Genomic DNA, 23,986 nt, shown 5'->3' on the forward strand with positions numbered 1-23,986 from the left:
GGGGTGTGGTCGTTTCCTTCTCAGCCCGTGCAGGGCCTCCGCCGTTCCCTGCCCCCGACGCCCCCGGGCCCCCCCGCCCCCCCCACTACAGGTGAAGCCTTTGCCGACGCGCTTTTCAGCGCTGCTTGCGGCTGTTCCAGCTGGCCAGGAATACCGCGGTGGCCGAGGCCACGTTCAAGCTTTCCACTGCGCCGCTACCGGGAATGGACAAGCGCAGGTCACAGCTCTGTGCGAAGTCACGGTCCATGCCTTCGCTCTCAGCACCCATCACATACACCATGCGATCCGGCAGCTCGGTGGTAAATACGTTGTCGCCATCGGCAACCAAGGTCGCAGCCAGGCCGAAACCAGCGTCACGCAGCTGCGCAACGGCCTGCGGCAAGGCAGGCAGGCGCACCAGCGGCACCGACTCTGCGCCGCCTTCCGCAACGCGCGCAGCGGCGCCGGACAGCGCCAGCGTCGAGTCCGCCGGCAGCAGGATCGCCGCAACACCAAAGTGCGCAGCCGAGCGCAGGATCGCGCCGAAGTTGTGCGGGTTGCCCACGCCATCCAGCCACAGGGCCAGCGCCGGACCGTCCTTCAACGATGCCAACCAGGTCGCCAACGGCAGTGGCTCCTGCTTCTGCACGTCGGCCACCAGGCCTTCGTGGTGGGTGGTGGCGGCCAGCTTGTTGAGGTCGCCATCGCCAACCACGCGGTAACCCACGCGGTTAGCCACGCACCACTTCAGCAGCGGCTGCAGCCGCGGGATCATGTCCTCGGCCAGATACAGCTTGCGCAACGCCTGCGGGCGTTTGGCAAACATCGCCTGCACGGCGTTGACGCCGTACAGACGCATCTCATCACCACCGCGTACCGGGACACCGTCGCCTTCACGTGCGGCCGAGGGTGCAGCCGGAATCGCGCGGGGTGGCCGCGAGGAAGGGCGACGGTTGTTCCAGGGGTTACTCACAGCGGTTCCTTTGAATTACTTCTTATTGCGCCAGAAATCGGCATTTTTGATGCCCAGTGCATCGGGGTCGAAGACCGGGTCCAAGCCCAGCTTCTTCTGCCGCTCATAGTCGGACAGTGCAAGCATGGCAGGCTTTTGCAGGATCAGGATGGCGATGACGTTCAGCCAGGCCATCAAGCCGACGCCGATATCACCCAGCGCCCAGGCCATTTTCGCATTGTGGTAGGCGCCAAACACCACCATGCCCATGATGCCGAGACGCAGCACCAAGGTCGCCGCCGGATGGGTGCGGTTGCTGCCGGCCAGATAGGTCAGGTTGGTTTCGGCCATGTAGTAATAGGCCATGATCGTGGTGAAGGCGAAGAAGAACAGCGCCAGCGCCACGAAACCCGCGCCCCAACCCGGCAATACCGACTCCACCGCGGCCTGGGTGAACAGCGCACCTTCGGAGGGCTGTACGCCGGGCACGCCGGTAATGATGGCTTCCAGCTTGGTCACGCCGCCTTCGGTGACTTCACGGAACACGTTGTACATGCCGGTGGACAGCACAAGGAACGCGGTCGAGGTGCAGACCAGCATGGTGTCGAAGTAGATGGCGAAAGCCTGCACATAGCCCTGCTTGGCCGGGTGCGAAACCTCGGCAGCAGCAGCGGCGTGTGGGCCAGTACCCTGGCCAGCCTCGTTGGCATAGATGCCACGCTTCACGCCCCAGGCGATGGCCTGACCGATGATGCCGCCAAAGGCCGCATGTGCGCCAAAGGCGCTGGAGAAGATGTCCGAGAACATCGCCGGCACCTTGCTGGCGTTGAGCATCATCACCACGACCGCCATCAGGATGAAGCCCAGTGCCATGAACGGCACGATCACTTCGGCGAAGCTGGCAATGCGCTTTACGCCACCGAAAATGATGATACCGAGCAGCACCGCGACGCTCAGGCCGATCCACAATTTCATGCTGGCGGCACCGCCGACCGATGCGCAGGCATTGGCGCCGGTGCACAGTACGTTGACCGCGCTGTCGGCGATTGCATTGGCCTGTACGCCCGGCAGCAGGAAGCCTGCGGCGATCACGGTGGCCACGGCGAACACGGCCGCATACCACTTCAGGCCCATCGCTTTTTCAATGTAGTAAGCCGGGCCACCGCGGTAGCGGCCTTCGGCATCCTTGGTCTTGTAGATCTGCGCCAGCGTCGATTCCACGTAGGACGTGGAAGCGCCAAGGAAGCCCATCACCCACATCCAGAAGATCGCACCCGGCCCGCCGTAGGCAATGGCGGTGGCCACACCGGCGATGTTGCCGATACCCATGCGGCCAGCCATCGACATGGCCAATGCCTGGAACGAGGACACGCCGGCCTCGGATTTCTCGCCGCGCACCGTCAGGCGGCACATTTCAGCGAAACCGCGGATCTGCATGAAGCGGGTGCGCAGGCTGAACCAGAGGCCCGCCCCCAGACACATGAAGATGAGCGCATTACTCCAGATGATGCCGTTTACGTATTCGACGATGGATTCCACGTAATTCCCCGGAAAGCTGAAAGGTAGCCAAAGCCCGGAATTCCGGGGCTGGCCGATTTTTCCACGATTGGGCCCGGTTGTGCAGGCTCCTACGTGGATTGCAGCCAAGTCCTGATAAGGGCGAAGCAGCGCATGTCATGCAACTGCCCATCCTTGAACACCGACTGGCGCTCGGTGCCCTCCTCCACGAATCCGTTCTTCAACAGCACCCGCGCCGAGGCGGGATTGCCGGCCATCACCTGCGCGGACAACCGCGCCAGCTCCAGGCTGTCCATCACCCAAGGCACATAGGCAGCGACGACCGTGGTCATGATGCCCTGCCCCCAATGACGCCGGCCCAGCCAATAGCCCAACGACGCTGAATGGCGACGCTCGGCCTTACCTTGGGTGACCCCGATGCCGCCGCAGGCCTGGCCATCAATGACCAGCGCGAACACCTGCCCCCGCAGGTCCAGCACCTGTCCACCCAGAAACGCCTCGCCATCGGCGCGGGTATACGGATAGGGAAAGCGCGTGCTCAGCCCTCGCGATACCTCAACATCATTGGCATGCTCGAGCAGCGCGTCCAGATCCCCTGCTTGCCAGGGGCGCAACTGGACGCGACCGCCGAGCAGCGGCTCACGCATGGCCGCCAACCGCAGGTGTCTCACGCTCGAGTTTTTCCAGCGCGTTGGCCACGGTTTCCGGCGACTTGGTATACGGCGCCAGCAAGGCATAGAACGCAGGCACCACGAACAGCGACAGGAAGGTGGACACGCTGACACCGAAGATCACCACGATGCCGATGGTGGCGCGGCTGGCCGAACCCGGGCCACCGGCAACCACCAACGGAACCGCACCAACCACCGTAGCGATCGAGGTCATCAGGATCGGCCGCAGGCGCACCATCGACGACTCGACGATGGCCTTGTGCACTGTGCGGCCCTCATCGCGCAGCTGGTTGGCGAACTCGACGATCAGGATGCCGTTCTTCGCTGCCAAACCCACCAGCATGACGATGCCGATCTGACTGAACAGGTTGAGCGTGCCGCCGCTGAGATACAGGCCAACAAACGCGCCGAGCACGCCCAAGGGCACGGTCAGCATGATCACCAGCGGATGGATGAAGCTCTCGAACTGCGCGGCCAGCACCAGGTAGACCACCAGCAAGGCCATGGCGAAGGTCAGCAGCACCGCGCTGCCGGCACTTTGGTACTCGCGCGACTCGCCCTTCCAGTCGATCTGCGCATATTCCGGCAGTTCTTCGGCGGCGACCTGTTTGGCCCAGGCGATGGTCTCGCCCAGGGTGTGACCGGGTGCGACGTTGGCGCTGATGGTGATCGAGCGCAGGCGATTGAAGCGGTTGAGGCTGCCGGCTTCGGCCACTTCACTGAGCGTGACCAGGTTGGACAGCGGCACCAGTTCACCCGAGCGTGCGCGCACCTGGATCGCCGACAGGTCGGCCGGCGAGGCCCGGCCTTCGCGACCGGCCTGCACCAGCACGTCGTATTCCTCGCCGTTGTCGACGAAGGTGGTGACGCGGCGCGAGCCCATCATGGTTTCCAGCGCGCGGCCGATGTCGGTGACCGAGATGCCCAGGTCGGCCGCACGCTGCCGGTCGATGTTGACCCGCATCTGCGGCCGGGTTTCCTTGTAGTCCGAATCGGCGCCGACCAGACCGGGGTAGTCGGCCATGCGCTCCAGCAGGCGATCACGCCACTGCGCGATTTCCGCATACTCCGGGCCACCCAGCACGATCTGGAACGGCTGGCCCATGCTGCGCACCAGACCACCACCGACCATGGTGCGCACGCGCACGCCACTGAGGTCGTTCAACTCTTTCTGCAGATCATTGGCCACATCCACCGTGGCTTCGCTGCGGTTGCGCCACGGCTGCAGGAACACGCTCATGCGACCGGTATGCATTTCCTCGCTGTTGCCCCAACCGCCGGGTACGCGCGGATTGGCGCGGACGATTGGCTCATCCGGGCCGACGAAACGCGAGACGATCTTCTCGACCTGCTGCACCTGTTCGACGGTGTAGTCATAGCCAGCGCCTTCCGGGCCATCGATCATGATCTGGAACGAGCCACGGTCTTCGGCCGGCGCGAGTTCCGAGGGAATCAGCTTGAACAGGCCCCAGCTTGCGCCGAGCGCAGCCAACATCACCAAGCCGAAGATCCAGCTGCGCTGCACATGGCGATCCAGCACCCGCCCGTACGCTGCCGACAAACGCTCCAGCTGACGGTTGATGAAACCATGCAGACGGCTGACCTTCTGCTCGCTGTGCGGCTTGAGCAGCTTGGACGCCATCATCGGCGTCAGCGTCAGTGCGACGAAGGCCGACAAGGCCACCGCTGCCGCCAGCGCAACCGCCAGCTCACGGAACAGGCGGCCGGTATTGCCTTCGAGGAAGCCGACCGGCAGGAATACCGCCACCAAAACAGCAGTCGTCGCGATCACCGCGAAGGCCACCTGCGCGGTACCGCGTTTGGCGGCCACCAACGGTGGCTCGCCCAGGTCGATGCGCCGTTGCACATTCTCGACCACGACGATGGCGTCATCCACCACCAGGCCGATACACAGCACCAGCGCCAGCAGGGTGAACAGGTTGATCGAGAAGCCGAAGGCGAACAGCGCGATGAAGGCGGCGACCAGACACACCGGCACCGTCACCGCCGGAATCACTGCCGCGCGCAGGCTGCCGAGGAACAGCCAGATCACGATCAGCACCAGGATCATCGCTTCAACCAGCGTCGCGTAAACGCGCTCCACCGCTGCTTCGATGAAGGTGGTGTTGTCGAAGGCGACGAAAATCTGCGTGCCCTTGGGCAGGGTCTGACCGATGCGGTCGGCTTCGGCGCGGGTATCGCGCGCCACGTCCAGCGCATTGGCAGTGGAGGTCTTGACGATGCCCAGGCCGATGCCTGGCTCGCCGTTGCTGCGGAAATAGGCGCGACGCTCGGACGAGGCCAGTTCAACCTTGGCCACGTCGCCCAAGCGCACGACGTAACCGTCATTGCCCTTGCCCAGCGGGATGCTGGCGAAGTCGGCCGGAGCCACGTAGCTGCGCTCCACGCGCAGGGTGAAATCGCGGTCGGCCGATTCGATGCGGCCTGCCGGCAACTCCACGTTCTCGTTGCGCAGCGCGGTTTCCACTTCGTTGACGGTCATGCCGCGCGCAGCCAACTGATCACGGTCCAGCCACACCCGCATCGCATAGCGCTGGCGGCCACCGATGCGGACCTGCGCTACGCCGTCGATGCTGGAGAACCGGTCCACGACATAGCGGTCGGCATAGTCGCTGAGTTCCAGCGTATCCATCACCGAGGACGACATGTTGAACCAGATGATCGGGTCGGCGTCGCTCTCGACCTTGGCGATCTCCGGCGGCCGCGCCTCTTCCGGCATGCGGTCGGCAACACGGCTGACCGCATCACGCACGTCATTGGCCGCGGCTTCGATGTCGCGGTTGGCGTTGAACTCGATGCTGACCGAGGCACGGCCATTGGTGCTGCGTGCGTTGATGGTATCAATGCCTTCGATACCGGCCAGCGCGTCCTCCAGCACCTGGGTGACGCGGCTTTCGATCACCGCCGCCGAGGCGCCGGTGTAATCCACCGACACCGAGACGATGGGCGGATCAATCGCCGGCAGCTCGCGCAGGGTCAGTCGGGTGAACGACATGATGCCCAGCACCAGCAGCAACAGGCTCATCACCACGGCCAGTACCGGCCGCTTGATCGAAAGATCGGACAGCTTCATCCGGCGGTCGCCATCTTGGTCGGTACGGTAACGTCTGCCGGTTTCGGCGGTGTGGCCGTGTCGGCGGCCTTGGCCGGCTTGTCATCCTGGATACGGATACCCGGGCGTAGCTTGCCGGTGCCATCGACCACGATGCGATCACCCGCCTTCAGCCCTTCGACGATTTCCACCACACCGGCACGGCGGGTGCCAGCCTTGATGTCGGCGCGCTCAACGCTTTCATCCTGCTTGACCCGGAACACGTAAGAGTCACGCCCCACCTGCACTACTGCGATTTCCGGGATCACCAGCGCATCGCGTTCAGGCCGATACAGACGCACGTCCAGCAGCATGCCTGGGCGCAGCGCATGGTCTGCGTTGTCGAAATCAGCGCGCACGGTGATCGCGCGGCTACCCGGGTCGACGCGTGCGTCGATGGTGCTGACCGTGCCTTCAAACGTCCGGCCCGGGTAGGCGATGCTGCTGCCACTGACCTTGTCGCCGTTCTGCAGCGAGGACAGTTGCGCTTCGGGCACCTGGAAATCGACGTGCATGCGCGAGATGTCGTCCAGCGTGGCGATCGCGGTAGTCGGGGTGACCAGTGAACCCGGACTGACCTGACGGATACCCAGTACGCCAGCGAATGGCGCGCGCACGCTACGGTCACCGATATCGGCGCGCATCTGCTGCACGCGGGCTTCGGCGGCGTCACGGATCGATTGCTGTGTATCCAGGGTCGAATGCGCTACCAGCTGCTGGGCTGCCAGTTCACGCTGGCGCTTGTAGAGCCGGTCGGCCTCGGCGAAGGTCGCCTGGGCCTGGGCGAGCGCGGCCTGCTGGGCCTGGCCGCGCAGCGTCACCAAGGGCGCGCCTGTGGCCACCTGCTGGCCGCTTTCGAAATGCACCTTGTCGATGATCTCGCTGACCTTGGCGGTGACGATGATGGATTCGCGCGCCTTGGCAGTGCCGTTGGCCTGCAGCGTGTCGCTCCACGGGGCGGTTTCAACGACCTGTGTGGTGACCAGCACCGCGCCGGCGGCTTGCCGTGGCGCCTCGGCGTTCTTGCGGTTGCATCCGGCCAACGCCAGCGCCAAGACAGTGCCACCCGCAACGGTGGCGGCAAATCGCCCGAACATACGCAGTCCCATCTGATACACGATCAAGCAGTCTAGCGGTGCCAGATGACGGCCGGATGTGCCGTTAGGGGGGGAATGCACTTATTGTGGGATTGCGGCTCGTTTGACGGAGCGGCGGTAGTGCCGAGCCATGCTCGGCAGGGGCCTGCACACGTGATGCCAAGAGCTTACCCCTCCCCAACCCTCCCCTTTGCTGCGCAAAAGGGAGGGGGTAGAAGCTGCAACTGCGGAAGAATCCGGGCACCGACGGGGCGGTGGCTTCGCGGCTTACGCCGCTCCCACAACCAACAACCCAAAACCACAACTCCCGGCAAATCAGCGCAGCGCCTGCAACACTTGCTCCACCATCACCGGCACGCTATCGGTATCAGCCCGCAGGTGCAGTTCCGGGGCCTCAGGCGCTTCATACGGCGAATCGATGCCGGTGAAGTTGGGGATCTGCCCGGCGCGGGCCTTGCGGTACAGGCCCTTCACATCCCGCGTTTCGGCCACTGCCAGCGGCACATCGACGAATACCTCGATGAACTCGCCATCCTCGAAACGCTCGCGTGCCATCTGCCGTTCCGCTCGGAATGGCGAGATGAAGCTGACCAGCACCACCAGCCCGGCATCGGCCATCAGCCGGGCTACCTCGGCAACGCGGCGGATGTTCTCCACGCGGTCCTCGTCGGTAAAGCCCAGATCGCGATTCAGGCCATGACGGACGTTGTCACCGTCCAGAAGGAAGGTATGCACGCCCTGCGCATGCAGGCGCTTCTCGACCTGGTTGGCGACGGTGGACTTGCCCGCGCCCGACAAACCGGTGAACCACAGCACCTTGGGCTGCTGGCCCTTGATCCGCGCCCGCGCGGCCTTGTCCACATCCAGATGCTGCCAATGCACGTTGCCAGCGCGACGCAAGGCGAAATCCAGGGTGCCGGCGGCGACGGTGGCATTGGTCTGGCGGTCGATCAGGATGAAGCCGCCCAATGCGCGGTTCTGTGCATACGGGGCGAAGGCCACCGGTTCGTCCAGCGACAGATTGCAGTAGCCAACTTCATTCAGCTCCAGACGCTTGGCCGCCAGCCGCTCCTGCGTATTCACGTCAACGCGGTGTTTGATCTCACTGATGTTGGCGGCAACGGTGCGGCTGCCGATCTGCAGCCAGTACGGGCGGCCTGGCAGCAGCGCCGCATCGTCCATCCACAGCACGTGCGCGGCGAACTGGTCGGCCACTTCCGGCGGATCACCCGCTGCGGCGATCACATCTCCGCGACTGACATCGACTTCATCGTCCAGGGTCAGCGTCACCGCCTGCCCGGTCGCGGCGACCGCCAGCGGACCATCCGGCCCCAGCACCTGCTTGACCGTGGAACGGCGTGCCGACGGCAGCACCACCACTTCGTCACCCACCCGCACCTGACCGGCGGCAATGGTGCCGGCAAAGCCACGGAAGTCCTGGTTGGGTCGATTGACCCATTGCACCGGCAGACGCAGCCCGCTGGCGGCGTCATGCGCGCTCAGTTCGACCGTATCCAGGTGCTCGATCAGGCTGGGACCGCCATACCAGGGCATCGCCGACGAACGCGTGGACAGGTTCTGCCCTTCCAGCGCCGACAACGGAATCGCCTGCACATTGGCAATGCCCAACTGCGCCGCAAGCGCCTGGTAGTCGGCGACGATGCGTTCAAACACGGACTGGTCGTAATCGACCAGATCCATCTTGTTCACCGCCAACACCACCTGGCCGATGCCCAGCAGCGAGATGATGTAGCTGTGTCTATGGGTCTGGGTAAGCAGACCTTTGCGCGCATCCACCAGCACCACCGCAACATCGGCAGTCGAGGCACCAGTAGCCATGTTGCGGGTGTACTGCTCATGCCCGGGGCAATCGGCAACGATGTACTTGCGGCGATCGGTATCGAAGTAGCGGTAGGCCACGTCGATGGTGATGCCCTGCTCGCGCTCGGCGGCCAGACCATCGAGCAGCAATGCGTAATCGATGCGCTCTCCCTGGGTGCCATGACGACGACTGTCTGCTTCCAGCGCGGACAGCTGGTCGTCGAACAGCCGCTTGCTCTCGTACAGCAGGCGACCGATCAGCGTGCTCTTGCCGTCGTCGACGCTGCCGCAGGTGATGAAGCGCAGCAACGGCTTGGTTTCGTGGGTCTTCAGGTAGGCGGCGATGTCGGAAGAAGAAGTGGTCATGGCGCGCATCAGAAATACCCCTCCAACTTCTTCTTCTCCATCGATGCAGACTGGTCATGGTCGATCAGCCGGCCCTGACGCTCGGAACTGGTCGATACCAGCATTTCGGCGATGATCTTCTCCAGGGTGTCGGCTTCGGATTCAATCGCACCGGTCAGCGGATAGCAGCCCAGCGTGCGGAAACGCACCTTGCGCAGCTGTGGCACTTCGCCCGGATGCAGCGGCAGGCGCTCGTCATCGACCATGATCAGGCTGCCGTCGCGCTCGACGACGGGCCGTTCAGCGGCGAGGTAGAGCGGCACCACCGGGATCTTCTCGCGGTAGATGTAGAGCCAGATATCCAGCTCGGTCCAGTTCGACAGCGGGAACACGCGCACGCTCTCGCCCTGGTGGATGCGGGCGTTGTAAAGATTCCACAGCTCCGGGCGCTGGTTCTTCGGGTCCCAGCGGTGGCGGTCATTGCGGAACGAGAACACCCGCTCCTTGGCCCGCGACTTCTCTTCGTCGCGACGCGCGCCACCGATGGCGGCATCGAACTTCCACTTGTCCAAGGCCTGCTTCAAACCTTGGGTCTTCATCACGTCGGTATGCACACTGGGGCCATGGCTGACCGGGCCGATGTCGCGGGCGATGCCATCCGGGTTGATATGCACCCGTAGCTCGGTACCGGTCTCGGCCACGCGGCGGTCGCGGAAGGCGATCATCTCGCCAAACTTCCAGCGCGTATCCACATGCAGCAACGGGATCGGCGGCACGCCCGGCGCGAACGCCTTCAGCAGCAGGTGTAGCAATACCGAGCTGTCCTTGCCCACCGAGTACATCAGCACCGGGTTGTCAAAGGCGGCGGCGACTTCACGCAGGATATGGATGCTCTCCGCTTCCAGGCGGTCGAGGTGTGACAGGGGTGCAGTGGCGGTCATTGCGTGCCGAAATAAGGAGGCGGGGCCCGAGGGCAAGAGTAGCAGCGAAGCCGGACGGGACTCCGGACAGTCCGCCGAGTGTGGAGGGGACACTGCGCCGATTGAAATAAACGCAGGGCATGAAGCGATAACCGCTGCTCCTTTCCCCTGATGGCGCGCTGTACCTAGCATCGGTCATCCCTACCTAGACCGGAATGGAAATGACCGCCGCCGCCACCGTGCCACCCAGCCCCTTGCCCGAAGACCGCAGGGTCCTGCTGTCGCAACTGGTAGCCGGTCTGGATGGCAACAGCCTGTGGTGGCTGTCCGGGTTTGCCGCCGGGTTGGCGCAGGGTACCTCTCCCACTGCCCTTACCGTCATCTCCGGCGGCCAAGCCGCACAGCCAGCGCAGACCCGGCTGACCGTGGTTTATGGCAGCCAGACCGGCAACGCCCGCCGCGCCGCCGAGCAACTGGCCGCCGAGGCCGAAGCAGCCGGTCTGCCGGTGCGGGTAGTCCGCGCCGATGCCTACGCTACCCGTGAGCTGGCCAACGAGCGCCTGCTCTATATCGTCATCAGCACCCAGGGCGAAGGCGACCCGCCGGACGACGCCATCGGCCTGGTCGAATTCATTGCCGGCAAGCGTGCGCCCAAGCTGCCGGAGCTGAAGTACGCCGTGCTGGGTCTTGGCGACTCCAGCTATGTGGAATTCTGCGGCATCGCCCGCAAGCTCGACAGCCGTCTGGCCGAGCTGGGCGCCACTCGCCTGCAGGAAGTGGGCGAAGCCGACCTGGACATCGACAGCGTGGTCACGCCGTGGCGCAGCCAGGCACTGATCAATGCCCGCAGCGTGATCGGCGAAACCGTCGCCGCTACGCCCAGCAATGTCACTCCCCTGCGCCATGCCGGCGCGTGGACCGCCCTGCACCCGTTCAGTGCCGAACTGCTGTCGCGCCAGGTCATCAGCGGCCGCGACTTCAAGGGCCCGGCCTATGCCAAGTACGGCAACGCGGCCAAGTCGGTGCATCATCTTGAGCTGTCACTGGAAGGCAGCGGCCTGCATTACGAACCCGGTGATGCGTTGGGGATCGTGCACCGCAACCCGACCGAGCTGGTCGAAGCGGTACTGGATGTCACCGGCCTTGATGGCACGCTGCAGATCGAACACGACGGCCACAGTCGGCCGCTGGCGCAATGGCTGGGCGAGCACCGCGAGCTGACCCGTATCTCGCGCCCACTGCTGACGTCAGTGGCCGAGCGTAGCGCGCATCCGGAACTTGCGCGCCTGCTCGACCCGGCACAGAAGAGCGAACTGGCCTCCGTATTTGAAGACCATCAACTGGTCGACGTGCTGCGCCGCTGGCCAGCCGAGTGGAACGCCGATGCCCTGCTCGGCACCCTGCGCCCCGCCGCTCAGCGCCTGTACTCCATCGCCTCCAGCCGCAAGCGGGTCGGTGAAGAAGTACATCTGACCGTCGACGAACTGCGCTACCACGCCCATGGCAGCGAGCACTTAGGCGCCGCCAGCGGCTTCCTGAGCGTACTGGAAGAAGGCGCGCAACTGCCGGTCTACATCGAAGCCAATGAACGCTTCCGGGTACCGGCCGACAGCAGCCGCGACATCATCATGATTGGCCCCGGCACCGGCGTGGCGCCATTCCGCGGCTTTGTGCAGGAACGCGCCGAGATCGGAGCAACCGGTCGCAACTGGCTGTTCTTCGGCGCACGCCACTTCAATACCGACTTCCTGTACCAGACCGAATGGCAGGACGCGCTGCGCCGCAAGGAACTGGATCGTCTTGACCTTGCTTTCTCAAGGGACCAAGCCGACAAGATTTACGTGCAGCAGCGCCTGCGTACCCGCGGCAAGGATTTGTACGACTGGCTGCAGAACGGCGCGCACCTGTATGTGTGCGGCGCCATCGCCATGGGCAAGGACGTGCATGCAGCACTGCTGGATGTATTGCGCGAACACGGCGGGCTTGATGAAGACGATGCCCGCGACTATCTGACTCGACTGCACACGGAGGGGCGCTATGGGCGGGATGTGTATTGAGGCTTGAATGCTGCGATCTGATCCAGCACCGGCTTCGCGGCTTACGCCGCTCCTACAATCTCTGATTCCAGATAGCGAAAAGAATGAGCACCCACTCCGTTGAGAACATCAAGGCCGACAGCAACCGCTTGCGCGGCTCCCTGCTGGAAAGCCTGGCCGACCCTGTCACTGGCGCATTGCGCGAAGACGACCAGACCCTGATCAAGTACCACGGCAGCTACCAGCAGGACGACCGCGACGTGCGCGATGAGCGCCGCCGGCAGAAGCTTGAGCCCGCCTACCAGTTCATGATCCGCACCCGCACCCCGGGCGGCGTGATCAGCCCGGAGCAGTGGCTGAAGCTGGACAGCATCGCCACCCGCTACGGCAACCATTCGCTGCGCATCACCACCCGCCAGGCCTTCCAGTTCCATGGCGTGATCAAGCGCGAGCTGAAGGCAACCATGCAGGCGATCAACGCCGCGCTGATCGACACCTTGGCCGCCTGCGGTGACGTCAATCGCAACGTACTGGTTGCCGCCAACCCGCTGCTGTCCAGCGCACACGCAACCCTGTACGCGGACGCTGCGCGCACCTCCGAGCACCTGCTGCCCAATACCCGCGCCTATTACGAAATCTGGCTGGACGAAGAATGCGTGGCCGGCAGCGGCGCCGAGGAAGAACCGATCTATGGCGCACGCTACCTGCCGCGCAAGTTCAAGATTGGTTTCGCATTGCCGCCGCTCAACGATGTGGACGTCTATGCCAACGATCTGGGCTTCATCGGCGTGCTCGATGAAGCCGGTGAGCTGCTCGGCTATGACGTGACCATCGGTGGCGGCATGGGTGCTACCCACGGCGATGCCGAAACCTATCCGCGCATTGCAAACAGCGTTGGCTTCATTCCGCGCGACGCACTGCTCGATGTCGCCACCGCAACCGTCACCACCCAGCGTGATCTTGGCAACCGCGAGCTGCGCAAGCGCGCCCGCTTCAAGTACACCATCGACGACCATGGCCTGGATACTGTTGTGGCCGAGATCGAGCGCCGCGCTGGCATCAGTTTCGCGCCGTCGCGTGCTGCCGCATTCGAACATAGCGGCGACCGCTACGGTTGGGTGGAAGGCGACGACGGTCGCTGGCATCTGACCTTGTCGCTGCAGGCCGGGCGCATCGCCGATGTGGCCGGCGCCCCGCACCTTACCGCCCTGCGCGAAATCGCCCGCTTCGTTGAAGGCGAGTTCCGCATGACCGGCAACCAGAACCTGGTCATCGCCGGCGTGCCCGCTGCACAACGTGCGCAGATTGACGCCATCGTGCAAAGCGCGGGCCTGGACATCGGCAACCGCGCCGCGACCGCGCTGGCACGCGCCGCCATGGCCTGCGTCGCTCTGCCCACCTGCGGTTTGGCCATGGCCGAAGCCGAACGCTACCTGCCCGAATTCAGCGCCAAGCTGCAGCCGCTGCTGGAACAGCATCAGCTGGCCGACGCACCGATCCTGCTGCGCATTTCCGGCTGCCCGAACGGTTGCTCGCGCCCTTACCTGGGCGAGATCGCCCTCGTCGGCAAGGCACCTGGCCGCTACAACCTGATGCTCGGCGCCGACCATCGTGGCCAGCGCTTGAACACGCTGTACCGCGAGAACATCACCGAGCCGGAAATCCTCGATGCATTGGCGCCACTGTTCGCCCGCTACTCCGGCGAGCGCGACGGCAACGAAGGCTTCGGTGATTTCCTGCACCGGGCCGGCATCGTCACCCTTCCTCCCTACCCCACTCACCGCCAGATATCCGTGGAACTGCAAGCATGAGCGCCCTGCCCAAAACCTCTCACAACCCGTCGGTAACCCTGCCTGACGACCTGGGCCCGCTCAATACCCTGCTCGATTCGATGGACGCGCAGCAGCGCGTGGAATGGGCACTGCAGAACGCCCCCGGCGCGCATGTGCTGTCGTCAAGTTTCGGCGCGCAGTCGGCGGTAACCCTGCATCTGCTCAGCAGCCAGCGACCGGACATTCCGGTGATCCTGATCGACACCGGCTATCTGTTCCCCGAGACCTACCGCTTCGCCGACGAGCTGACCGACCGGCTCAAGCTCAACCTCAAGGTCTACCGCCCGCAGGTGAGCCGCGCCTGGATGGAAGCGCGCCATGGCCGCCTGTGGGAACAGGGCGTGGTCGGCATCGAGCAGTACAACAACCTGCGCAAGGTCGAGCCTATGAAGCGCGCCCTCGACGACCTGCAGGTAGGCACGTGGTTCACCGGTCTGCGCCGCAGCCAGTCGGCAAGTCGCGCCAATACGCCGGTGCTGCAGCGCCGTGGTGAGCGCTTCAAGGTCAACCCGATCGCAGATTGGAGCGACCGCGACGTGTGGAAATATCTGCAGGAGCACAAGCTGCCCTATCACCCGCTGTGGGAGCAGGGTTATGTCTCCATCGGTGACTACCACACCACCCGCCGCTGGGAAGCCGGCATGCGCGAAGAAGACACCCGCTTCTTCGGCCTGAAGCGCGAGTGCGGCCTGCACGAAGAAATTTGAGCCGCGATACCGCCTTTTGTAGGAGCGGCGTGAGTCGCGAAGCGATTGCTCTATCAGGTCATGCGTGCAATTCGACCTAGATCGTCTGCTTCGCGGCTTACACCGCTCCTACAAAAGCAGTATCGACGCCCGCCTCACTGAGGCGGGCGCCGTCGTTTCAATACCGGTAATCCAACTTCAACCAGAACGAACGCCCCGGCTCATTGATACGCACCGGATCTGCCGGAAAGCCAAAATCCGCGCTGCCGGCCAGATTCAGATGCTCGGCGTAGGCGCGATCAAACAGATTGTCCACACCCACACTGGCGCGCAGCCCGTCATTGATCCGATAGGCGCCATTGAGCGACAAGGTCGCAAAGCCCGCACTCGGGCCCAGGTCCCGCGCCACCACATTGCCCTCGTCCTGTGCCACTCGGTTCTGCCGGCTGACCGCACGCAACAATGCCCCCACCGACCACCGCGCCTGTTCGTACGATGCAGAGAAGCGCCCTTCCAACGGAGGAATCTGTGGCAACGGTCGGTTCTCGCTGCGGTTCTCACCCCAGGCATAGGCCAGCGCGCTGCCCAGCTTCCATGCCTGCGTCGGCCGCCACTCCAAGCCCGCTTCCGCGCCGGCGATACGTGCATCCACATTGTTGGCGTGGGTGCTGCTACCCATCATGCCGCCGCTGCGGTACTGGAACAGGATGTAGTCCTGCAGACGACCGGCATACGCCGACACCCAGGCATCGAGCTTTTCGCTACGGAACTGCAAGCCCAGGTCCAACTGTGTGGTCTGTTCCGGCTTCACGCCCGAGAACGCATTCTTGCTGCCGGCAGGCCCGGCATTGGCCGAGAACAACTCCCAGTAATCCGGCATGCGCTCGCTGTGGCCGATGCCTGCATACCAGGTCCAGGCCTGGCCATGATCGCGCTCATAGCGCAAGAAGCCGCTGCCGAGATCCTCCCGACGCTGTTGACCTGCAGTTGGATTTGGCATGCTCATCATGCCGGTGGTCGCGCGTCGATCCTTGACCGTTGCCTTGTCCAGACGCAGGCCGCTGATCCAACGCTGTGGCGTGCCTTCGCCCAAGGTGAGCTCGGTGAAAACGCCCTGGCTGCTGAAATCTGCATCACGCTTCCACGGCGTCTGCTGCCAGGTATTGCGTCCCATGCCATTGCGGCTGCGATGGCGGCTGTCCTGCGCATCGATGCCGGCGACGACGGCCACCTGCTGCCAGCGCCATTCGCTGCTGATACGGCCGCCGCTGGTGCGCCGCTCAACATTCGAAGCCATCGGCATCGGCATACTGCTGGCTGGGTTCGGCGTGCGCAGCGTGTAGTTATCCATCAGGTGATCCGCGTTGTTGTAGTACAGATTGGCCTGCAGCTTGTCCCAGGCGCCGGGCAGGTTGTCGCGCTCGAAACGCAGGCCGTAGCTGTCGCGCTTGAACGCGGCACCATCCATGCCACGACCGGCGTAGCGGGCAATCGCATCACCTGTGCCAGCGGTGAGCTCCACCACGGTGTCGGCATCCGGTGTCCAACCGATGGCTGCATCGGCGTTCCACTTACGCCAGCGCGACGGCACCACGTCGCCATTGCCATCACGGTAATCATCGGACTCGGAGCGGTTGCCGTTGACCCGTACGTAGCCGGGACTGCTACCAAACGTTGCGTCCAGCATCTGGTCATTGCGGTTGTTGGAACCGCCAAGGGCGCTGGCCTTCAATTCCATGCCCGGGTTATCAAAACGCGGCGTTTCACGCTCGAAGCGCACCGTACCTGCAGAGGCGCCAGCCCCCCAGCGCACGCTCTGCGGGCCTTTGATGACGGTCAAACGGTCATAGGTTTCCGGTGCGATATACGACAACGGATTGTCCATCCGCGACGGGCAGGCACCGATCAGATTGCCGTCATTGCTGAGAATGTTCAGGCGTGAGCCGGACATGCCGCGCAGCACCGGGTCGGCGTTGGTGCCGCCGTTACGGATAGCCGAGAAACCCGGCACGGTTTTCAGATAGTCGGCGCCATCGCTGGCCGGCACCGGCTGCCGCGGCAGGCGCGGATCGGTGACCCATTGCAGCGGCGAAGATGGCGCAACAGCAGTGACCACCAAGGTGTCCAGGGTCCGGGTCAGATCACGCTCGACAGCGTGGGCGAGAGACGGAAACAGCGCCATGCAGACGCAGACAGACAGGCATGCCGGAGCACCCGGCATGCGGGAAAGGGATTTCATGCAATTCTCCAATACGACACGACCACGCGTTGCTCAACAGCAGCGCGCGGCAAACAGGAAAGGTGGCGTTATCTGGAGAGTGCGGGCGGCCCGCGTGGCGGATGTGCGGGCCAGCGCAGGCTGACGAGGCGAAGCGTTTTGCGGGGAGATTGTGGCGCCGGCCGATACAGCAAGGGCGCCAGTATCAGAATCACCGCCAACCATGGCAGCAGGCGCGAGGCCATGGTGCAGTAGTCGCAGGCTTCGCCATGGGCGGCGTGCGGATCGGCTGGCGGCGAAGCTGGCTTCACCTCTGTTGCGGCATGCGGCATGTGCTGCATGTCGTGATGACCGGCGTGCGCATCGGCAGGCGTCGGCATCGCTACTTCATGCGCGGCATGTTCCATTGCGCTCATCGGCAACTGCTGGGACTGCAGCCAACGGCTGACCACTGGCGCCACCGCCATCAATAAAGCAGCGGCAAAGGCCAGCAGAAGTACAAAGGATTGGAAACGAACCGAACGCATGACCCGCACATTTTATCGGCACGACAAATGCCGGAGTTGCCGCGCAAGGTGCGACCGTTTGCCGCACACCCCATTCACACCGGTAGTCCGTAGTGCCGAGCCATGCTCGGCATAGGCTTTCCCATCAATGCCTCACCCCGACGGCTGTTGTAGGAGCGGCGTAAGCCGCGAAGCTGGCTTCAATGAGATGGTCGAATCATCTGCAACCCGATGGACCAACGGCTTCGCGGCTTACGCCGCTCCTACACTATCCGGCCCGTCTACGAGGACGGCCTCTGCCGAGCGTGGCTCGGCACTAAGGGTAGTCTGCTTTGCTTAGACCGTAATCGTCTGCGTCAACGATTCCCAGGTCGGCGGTACCGGCCAATCGGCCTGCTGGTTGCCGTCCAACACCCGGCGCAGATCACGCTTGTCGATCTGCGGTGCAAGCACGTGCACCAACTCCAAGGCGTAGTCGCGCAGCACGCGGTCGCGCGGCAGCACCGCCCAGGCGATGCACTCGGGAATCGATGCCGGTGCCGGCCAAGCGCGCAGGTCGGTGTCGTTGGCGCTTACCGCCATTTCCGCGAGCAGGCCGACGCCCAAACCGGTGCGCACATAGGTCTTGATCAGGTCCGCGTCCAACGCGGTCAGGGTCAGGTCCGGCTCCAGATCGAGTGCGGCAAACGCGCGTCGCAGCGAGGAACTGGTGCGGGTGGAAGATTCATAGCTGATCAATGGATGGCTGGCCAATGCAGCCATGTCCGGCGTCACTCCAGCGCGATCCAGCGGGTGGCCCTTGGGCACCAGCACCAACCTGCGCCAGCGATACAAGGGCACCGCGATACCGGTACTTGGTTCGCCGCCTGCAGTACTGATGATGGCGATATCCGCATCGCCTTGGCTCAGCAGATCCAGCGCATCACTTTCAGCAGCCTGTTGCAGATGCACGCTGACCTGCGGGTAGGCCAGTTTGATACGTGCAACTGCTGGCGGAAGCACGAAGCGTGCCTGCGTGTGGGTCGTGGTCAGGATCAGCTGGCCGTGGCTTTCGCGGCGCTGGTTGGCGGCGTAGGTACGAATGTTGTTGGCTTCGGCCAACACACTGCGCGCGCGGCTGATGACCTCCTCGCCTGCCGGCGTTACCGATTCAAGACTTCTTCCTTTTCTAACGAACAACAGAAAACCCAACTCGTCCTCAAGCTGTTTGAGCTGTTTCGACAACCCCGGCTGGGTGGCATGCACCCGTGTCGCGGCGAGCGTGATGTTCAGCTCGGCATCGGCAATAGCAACGAGGTAACGCAGTTGGGTAAGTGTCATCGCGGTGTTGGAGAGAGATCTTCAGTAAGGAACTGTGAAGAATGTAGGCCAAAAAGGTCTCGATACTTATAACCTAAAGTTATCTGACGTGGGGCGGTTTTCATTTCCGGCGCCGCGGGGCCGGCGCTACGGTCACGGTCCTTACTCCGACTACCTCCGCCATCGCCTTGGACAGCCCCTTGTTCCCCCTGTTTGCCGACCTCAAAGGTCGGGCCGTGCTGGTCGTTGGCGGGGGCGCGGTGGCCGAGCGTAAAACCGAGGCGCTGCTGCGTGCTGGGGCCCTGCCCCAGGTCGGCGCACCGGCCTTGAGCCCCGCCCTGCAGCAGTTGGCCGATGGCGGGCGCATCCAATGGCTGAATGGTCAGTTCGATCCGGCCTGGCTGGACCAGTCGATCTGGTTGGTGATTGCCGCCACCGACGACACCGCCATCAACCGCACGGTCGCCGAGGCCGCCGAGGCCCGCCGGCTGTTCGTCAACGTGGTCGACGACGCAACCCTGTCCGGTTTCCATGTACCGGCGGTGGTGGAACGCGGGCCGCTGCAGATCGCCATTTCCAGCGGCGGCGGTGCGCCGATGGTGGCGCGCCACGTGCGTCGCCAGATCGAAGAACTGTTTGACCAGGCCTGGGGCCAGCTGGCGCAGCTGGTCAGTCGCAAGCGCGGGCTTATCCGCGAGCGCTTCCCCGAGTTGGCCGCGCGCCGTCGCTTCTTCGACCGTTTGATCGAGGGGCCGCTGCTCGGCCTGTTGCGCTCACGCCAATCAATCGCTGCCGAAACCCAGCTGCTGCTGGACCTCACGGCCGAAGCGCCGGTTCATCCTGGCTCGGTGGTACTGGTCGGCGCCGGCTCCGGCGACCCCGGCCTGCTCACCCTCAACGCGCTGCGCGCACTCAACCAGGCCGATGTGATCCTGTACGATCGTCTGGTCAGCGCCGAAGTGTTGCAGCTGGCGCGGCGCGATGCCGACTTCATCGAAGTCGGCAAATCCGCACAGGGCCGCAGCACCGCGCAGGAGCACATCCATGCCTTGATGCTGGAACATGCCCGCGCTGGCAAGCGTGTGGTGCGGCTCAAGGGCGGCGATGCGTTCGTGTTCGGGCGTGGCGGCGAGGAGCTGCAGTTCCTGCGCGTGCACGGCATCGCCTTTGAAGTTGTGCCCGGCATTACCGCCGCACTGGCCTGCGCCGCCTATGCGGGCATCCCGCTGACCCACCGTGATCATGCCCAGCAGCTGCGGCTGGTGACCGCGCACTGCAAGGATTCGCTGGATACGCTGGATTGGAAAGCACTGTCGGAACCGCGACAGACCCTGGTGTTCTATATGGGCGTGGCCGCGCTTGCACAGATCCGCAGCCACCTGCTCGGCGCCGGGCTGGCCGCCAGCACGCCATTTGCCCTGATCGAAAACGGCTCGCGCGCCAACCAACGCGTAATCAGCGGCCAACTGCGCCAGCTGCCCGAGGTCGCCGCCCAGCATGATGTGAAATCGCCGGCGCTGCTGATCCTAGGCGACGTGGCGGCGCTGGCCGATGAACTGCATTGGTTCGGCGACGCCCCGCTGCACGCAACGCCTACTGTTTCCTCACTTTCCGCAAAGACAGCACCGCCCACACTGGCCGACGCCGCCTGACCACCTCCCCGGAGATTTCAATGGCCCTGTACAACAGCATCCTGGACACCATCGGCAATACCCCGGTGGTCAAGCTCAACCGCCTGGCGCCGGCCGGCGTCGACATCTACGTCAAAGTCGAGTCGTTCAATCCGGCCGGTTCGGTCAAGGACCGCCTGGCCCTGGCCATCATCCTCGACGCCGAGAAGAAGGGCCTGCTCAAGCCAGGTGACACCATCGTCGAAGCTACCTCCGGCAATACCGGCGTCGCCCTGGCAATGGTGGCCGCTGCGCGCGGCTACAAGTTCGTCGCCACCATGGTGGAAACCTTCTCCATCGAGCGCCGCAAGCTGATGCGCGCCTATGGCGCCAAGGTGATCCTGACCCCGGCCGCCGAGCGCGGCAGCGGCATGGTGCGCAAGGCCAAGGAGCTGGCCCAGCAGCACGGCTGGTTCCTGGCCAGCCAGTTCGCCAATCCGGCCAACCCGGCCTATCACCGCCAGACCACCGCCGCCGAGATCCTGCGCGACTTCGCCGGCAAGCGCCTGGACTACTTCGTCAGCGGCTGGGGCACCGGCGGCACCCTGACCGGCGTCGGCGAAGTGCTGAAGCTGGCCCGCCCGGAAACCCGCATCATCGCCACCGAGCCGGCCGGCGCCGCGCTGCTGGCCGGCAAGGATTTCACCCCGCACAAGATCCAGGGCTGGACCCCGGACTTCGTCCCGGAAGTACTCAACCGCAACGTCTACGACCAACTGCTGTCGATCCAGGACGAACGCGCGATTGAAACCTCGCGCCGTCTGGCCGCCGAGGAAGGCATCTTCGTCGGCATTTCCTCCGGCGCCACGGTTGCCAGTGCACTGGATGTGGCCGCCAATGCCGAGGCCGGTTCGGTGATCCTGGCGATGCTGCCCGATACCGGCGAGCGCTACTTCTCCACGCCGCTGTTTGCCGACATCAACGACGGCTCCGACGACGACTGGTTGGCCGGCCTTCCGTAACCGTCGTTACTTAATCCGTCAGCAACGCGAAGGCCGCCTATGCGGCCTTCGCGCGTTTCCGCGTCTTTAAATCACAGCAGGTGAGACTGGCCGGGCGCAGACTGTAGCTGTGCCCGGCCTGGCGGTAGCCGTCACATTTTTCTCATACATCGCAACGGAAGATCACGGCCATGAACATTGAAGTTTGGCAGGGCGACATTACCGAACTGGCGGTTGACGTCATCGTCAATGCAGCCAATGAAACCTTGCTTGGCGGCGGCGGCGTGGACGGTGCAATCCATCGGGCAGCAGGGCCCCGCCTGCTGCGCGAATGCGAACAGCTGCCCGAGCTGCGGGCAGGCGTGCGCTGCCCTACCGGCGAAGTACGCGCCACTGCCGGCCACAACCTACCGGCCAAGCACGTGTTCCATACCGTCGGCCCGGTGTGGCGCGATGGTCGCCATGATGAGGCAGCGTTATTGGCCAATTGCTACTGGCAATCGCTGCGGCTTGCTGAGCAGATGGGCTTGGAGTCGATCGCCTTCCCGGCGATCAGTTGTGGGGTTTATGGCTACCCGCTGCATTCGGCGGCAGTGATTGCCGCGACCGAAACCATGACCTGGCAGAAGAGCCATGCGCGGCCTTCGCGGATTGTGCTGGTGGCTTACAACCCTGCTGCGTTCAAGATCTATCAGCAGGCCTTGGCCAGTGCTGGATCGGCGCAGGAGCAGACGGGGTCTGTGCTGGCGTCGTTTGCGGGTGGGTTTGCGCCTGCGCATTGAGAGGCTTGGCTGTTCAGCGGCCAAACAAAAGCAAAAGCTACCCCTCCCCAACCCTCCCCTTCGCGAAAGGGAGGGGGTAAGAGCGGCTACCCGCGATCTGTCCGACCTGCACAAACAGCCCCTCCCTTTGCCGCAGGCAAGGGGAGGGTTGGGGAGGGGTCGCTCTTCGCAACAACACCCATCACCCCAGCTCGCCACCTACCCCGTAAACCCAGGCATCAAAAAACCCCTGCAGCGAGCGCCCCGCCGCACGCTCCATCGCCTTCTGGAAATCTGCCGTAACCACCGACTTTCCATCATTGGCCTGCGTGTACTCGCGCAAACCACGCCAGAACAGCTCCTCGCCCAATTCCAACCGCAAGCGGTGCAGCACGTAAGCGCCCTTCTTGTAGACCACCGCACGATCATCGGCGCTGGGCTTGTCCCAGTTCGGATACACCAACGCTCTATCAGCACCTTTTGCGCGCAGCGCCAGCACCCGCTGCTCCCAGCCCTGCACCATCGCCTGGTACGCCGCTTCGCCCTGCGCGTGTTGCAGCCACGCAGCAGTCATGAAGTTGGCAAAACCTTCGTTGAGCCAGAAGTGCTCCCAGCTCGCACAGGTCACGCGTACGCCCCACCATTGATGCGCGGCTTCGTGGGCGATCAAGCCAGTCTGGGTGGGATCATCCAGCACGCCTTTGCCATAGGCCTCCGACATCACCGACAAGCCGGCCATTTCCTGGCCGATGGTGTTGGCGACCAGCGCCTGCCGATACTCGCCTTCATAGGCTAGGCCTGCGCGGGCGGCGAAGAAGTCGAGCATCTCGTCAGTGGCAGCGAACACCTGCCGCAGCTCGGCCTCGGAGCGGTCTTTCGAGTAGAACTGCAAGCGCCCCTGCCGTGCGTGCTGATATGGGCCGGCAGCAAAGCCGTAGACAAACGCGGGCACTGGCTTGCGCAGCTGCCAACGGCGTTCAATGCGACCATCACCGAGCAGGCGCGATGGCAGTTCATCGCCAACTGCCGTCGCATGCAGGTCGCGAGGAAGGCGCAGCGCCAACTGCAGCGTAGCGCGCTCGTCCGGCGCATCCACCGACGGCATCCATTGGCTGGTGGAGAAAATCGTGTAGACCTCGTTGCGTTCGGCGGCGAACTGCAGGCCAAAGCGCGGCTTGCCGCGGTAGTGCACACGTACGCTGCTTTGCTGGCCCGCGGTCAACGTCGTTGCAAGGCTGATGGCCAGCTTTCCATCGGCTTGCTGGAAGCTGAGCGGCTTGTGATTCTGCGTGACCGAATCGATGACCAGCTCGCCACTGTCCAGCACCAACTGATGCAGTGGGGCCGAGGCGTCGAAACGCACCAAGGTTTCACCCTGCAGCTGACCAGCGGCGATATCCAGATCCAACGTGGTTGCATAGTGCTGGATATCGAAGTCTCGTGATTCACGTGATTCCGCAGCGAATGCGGGTACGGCGATGGTCAATGCAAACAGTCCCAGCACGATTCTGCGGTGCATCCGGTCATCCCCAACGGAAAATCTGATTGTAGGGCGTCGGCGTTGCAGGAGCGGCGTAAGCCGCGAAGCTGGCAATGCAACGGCCGCCTGAGTTGACTGCAAT

At 64.0% G+C, this 23,986-nt stretch carries 17 protein-coding genes; 6 read left to right on the forward strand and 11 right to left on the reverse strand.

Annotated features, from left to right (window positions below):
- Positions 1–115: 115 nt before the first annotated feature.
- The 7 genes from ACVOK8_RS13205 to cysD form a co-directional block, all read right to left on the reverse strand.
- Positions 116–952, reverse strand: coding sequence for a TrmH family RNA methyltransferase (locus ACVOK8_RS13205; protein WP_481567219.1), 837 nt, complete (start codon positions 950–952; stop codon positions 116–118).
- A gap of 15 nt (positions 953–967) precedes the next feature.
- Positions 968–2,413 carry an alanine/glycine:cation symporter family protein gene (locus tag ACVOK8_RS13210; RefSeq protein ID WP_481567240.1) on the reverse strand — a complete coding sequence of 482 codons (1,446 nt, stop codon included), beginning with the start codon at positions 2,411–2,413 and terminating at the stop codon, positions 968–970.
- A 146-nt stretch (positions 2,414–2,559) separates the two neighbouring features.
- Positions 2,560–3,096, reverse strand: a complete 537-nt coding sequence (locus ACVOK8_RS13215) for a GNAT family N-acetyltransferase (protein ID WP_481567220.1) — start codon at positions 3,094–3,096, stop codon at positions 2,560–2,562.
- Positions 3,089–6,214: an efflux RND transporter permease subunit gene (locus tag ACVOK8_RS13220; RefSeq protein ID WP_481567221.1), complete on the reverse strand. Its 3,126-nt coding sequence runs from the start codon at positions 6,212–6,214 to the stop codon at positions 3,089–3,091. The genes ACVOK8_RS13215 and ACVOK8_RS13220 overlap by 8 nt, the downstream gene beginning before the upstream one ends.
- On the reverse strand, positions 6,211–7,329 hold the full coding sequence (locus ACVOK8_RS13225; RefSeq protein WP_481567241.1) for an efflux RND transporter periplasmic adaptor subunit: 1,119 nt from the start codon (positions 7,327–7,329) through the stop codon (positions 6,211–6,213). Before ACVOK8_RS13225 ends, ACVOK8_RS13220 begins: the two co-directional genes overlap by 4 nt.
- Before the next feature lie 315 nt (positions 7,330–7,644).
- A complete protein-coding gene (gene cysN / locus ACVOK8_RS13230; protein ID WP_481567222.1) occupies positions 7,645–9,516 on the reverse strand; it encodes a sulfate adenylyltransferase subunit CysN in 1,872 nt (623 codons plus the stop codon).
- An 8-nt stretch (positions 9,517–9,524) separates the two neighbouring features.
- Complete coding sequence (gene cysD, locus ACVOK8_RS13235; protein WP_481532144.1) at positions 9,525–10,436, reverse strand: sulfate adenylyltransferase subunit CysD; 912 nt, start codon at positions 10,434–10,436, stop codon at positions 9,525–9,527.
- Positions 10,437–10,636: 200 nt separating this feature from the next.
- Between cysD and ACVOK8_RS13240 the strand changes: the two genes are divergently transcribed.
- The 3 genes from ACVOK8_RS13240 to ACVOK8_RS13250 all read left to right on the forward strand — a co-directional run bounded on the left by ACVOK8_RS13240 (position 10,637) and on the right by ACVOK8_RS13250 (position 14,990).
- Entirely contained in the window at positions 10,637–12,472 is a 1,836-nt protein-coding gene (locus ACVOK8_RS13240; protein ID WP_481567223.1) for an assimilatory sulfite reductase (NADPH) flavoprotein subunit, read from the forward strand.
- Positions 12,473–12,555: 83 nt separating this feature from the next.
- Positions 12,556–14,262, forward strand: coding sequence for an assimilatory sulfite reductase (NADPH) hemoprotein subunit (gene cysI, locus ACVOK8_RS13245; protein WP_481567224.1), 1,707 nt, complete (start codon positions 12,556–12,558; stop codon positions 14,260–14,262).
- Positions 14,259–14,990 carry a phosphoadenylyl-sulfate reductase gene (locus tag ACVOK8_RS13250; RefSeq protein ID WP_481511574.1) on the forward strand — a complete coding sequence of 244 codons (732 nt, stop codon included), beginning with the start codon at positions 14,259–14,261 and terminating at the stop codon, positions 14,988–14,990. The genes cysI and ACVOK8_RS13250 overlap by 4 nt, the downstream gene beginning before the upstream one ends.
- Positions 14,991–15,147: 157 nt before the next feature.
- Here the strand turns inward: ACVOK8_RS13250 and ACVOK8_RS13255 are convergent, their stop codons facing one another.
- The 3 genes from ACVOK8_RS13255 to ACVOK8_RS13265 form a co-directional block, all read right to left on the reverse strand.
- Positions 15,148–17,208: a TonB-dependent copper receptor gene (locus ACVOK8_RS13255; RefSeq protein WP_481567225.1), complete on the reverse strand. Its 2,061-nt coding sequence runs from the start codon at positions 17,206–17,208 to the stop codon at positions 15,148–15,150.
- A 68-nt stretch (positions 17,209–17,276) separates the two neighbouring features.
- On the reverse strand, positions 17,277–17,714 hold the full coding sequence (locus ACVOK8_RS13260; RefSeq protein WP_481567226.1) for a DUF2946 family protein: 438 nt from the start codon (positions 17,712–17,714) through the stop codon (positions 17,277–17,279).
- A gap of 315 nt (positions 17,715–18,029) precedes the next feature.
- Complete coding sequence (locus ACVOK8_RS13265) at positions 18,030–19,013, reverse strand: LysR family transcriptional regulator (protein ID WP_481516172.1); 984 nt, start codon at positions 19,011–19,013, stop codon at positions 18,030–18,032.
- A gap of 179 nt (positions 19,014–19,192) precedes the next feature.
- Here ACVOK8_RS13265 and cysG point away from each other — a divergent pair, with 179 nt between their 5' ends.
- From cysG to ACVOK8_RS13280, 3 genes are all read left to right on the forward strand, one after another.
- Positions 19,193–20,644, forward strand: coding sequence for a siroheme synthase CysG (gene cysG, locus ACVOK8_RS13270; protein WP_481567227.1), 1,452 nt, complete (start codon positions 19,193–19,195; stop codon positions 20,642–20,644).
- A gap of 20 nt (positions 20,645–20,664) precedes the next feature.
- A complete protein-coding gene (gene cysK, locus ACVOK8_RS13275) occupies positions 20,665–21,624 on the forward strand; it encodes a cysteine synthase A (RefSeq protein WP_481567228.1) in 960 nt (319 codons plus the stop codon).
- A gap of 170 nt (positions 21,625–21,794) precedes the next feature.
- Positions 21,795–22,385: an O-acetyl-ADP-ribose deacetylase gene (locus ACVOK8_RS13280; RefSeq protein ID WP_481567229.1), complete on the forward strand. Its 591-nt coding sequence runs from the start codon at positions 21,795–21,797 to the stop codon at positions 22,383–22,385.
- 181 nt (positions 22,386–22,566) lie between these two features.
- On the opposite strand, the gene ACVOK8_RS13285 is transcribed toward ACVOK8_RS13280, so the two are convergent.
- Positions 22,567–23,883 carry a M1 family metallopeptidase gene (locus ACVOK8_RS13285; RefSeq protein WP_481567231.1) on the reverse strand — a complete coding sequence of 439 codons (1,317 nt, stop codon included), beginning with the start codon at positions 23,881–23,883 and terminating at the stop codon, positions 22,567–22,569.
- Between the last annotated feature and the right edge of the window lie 103 nt (positions 23,884–23,986).

This window comes from Stenotrophomonas sp. STEN083 (assembly GCF_056759195.1).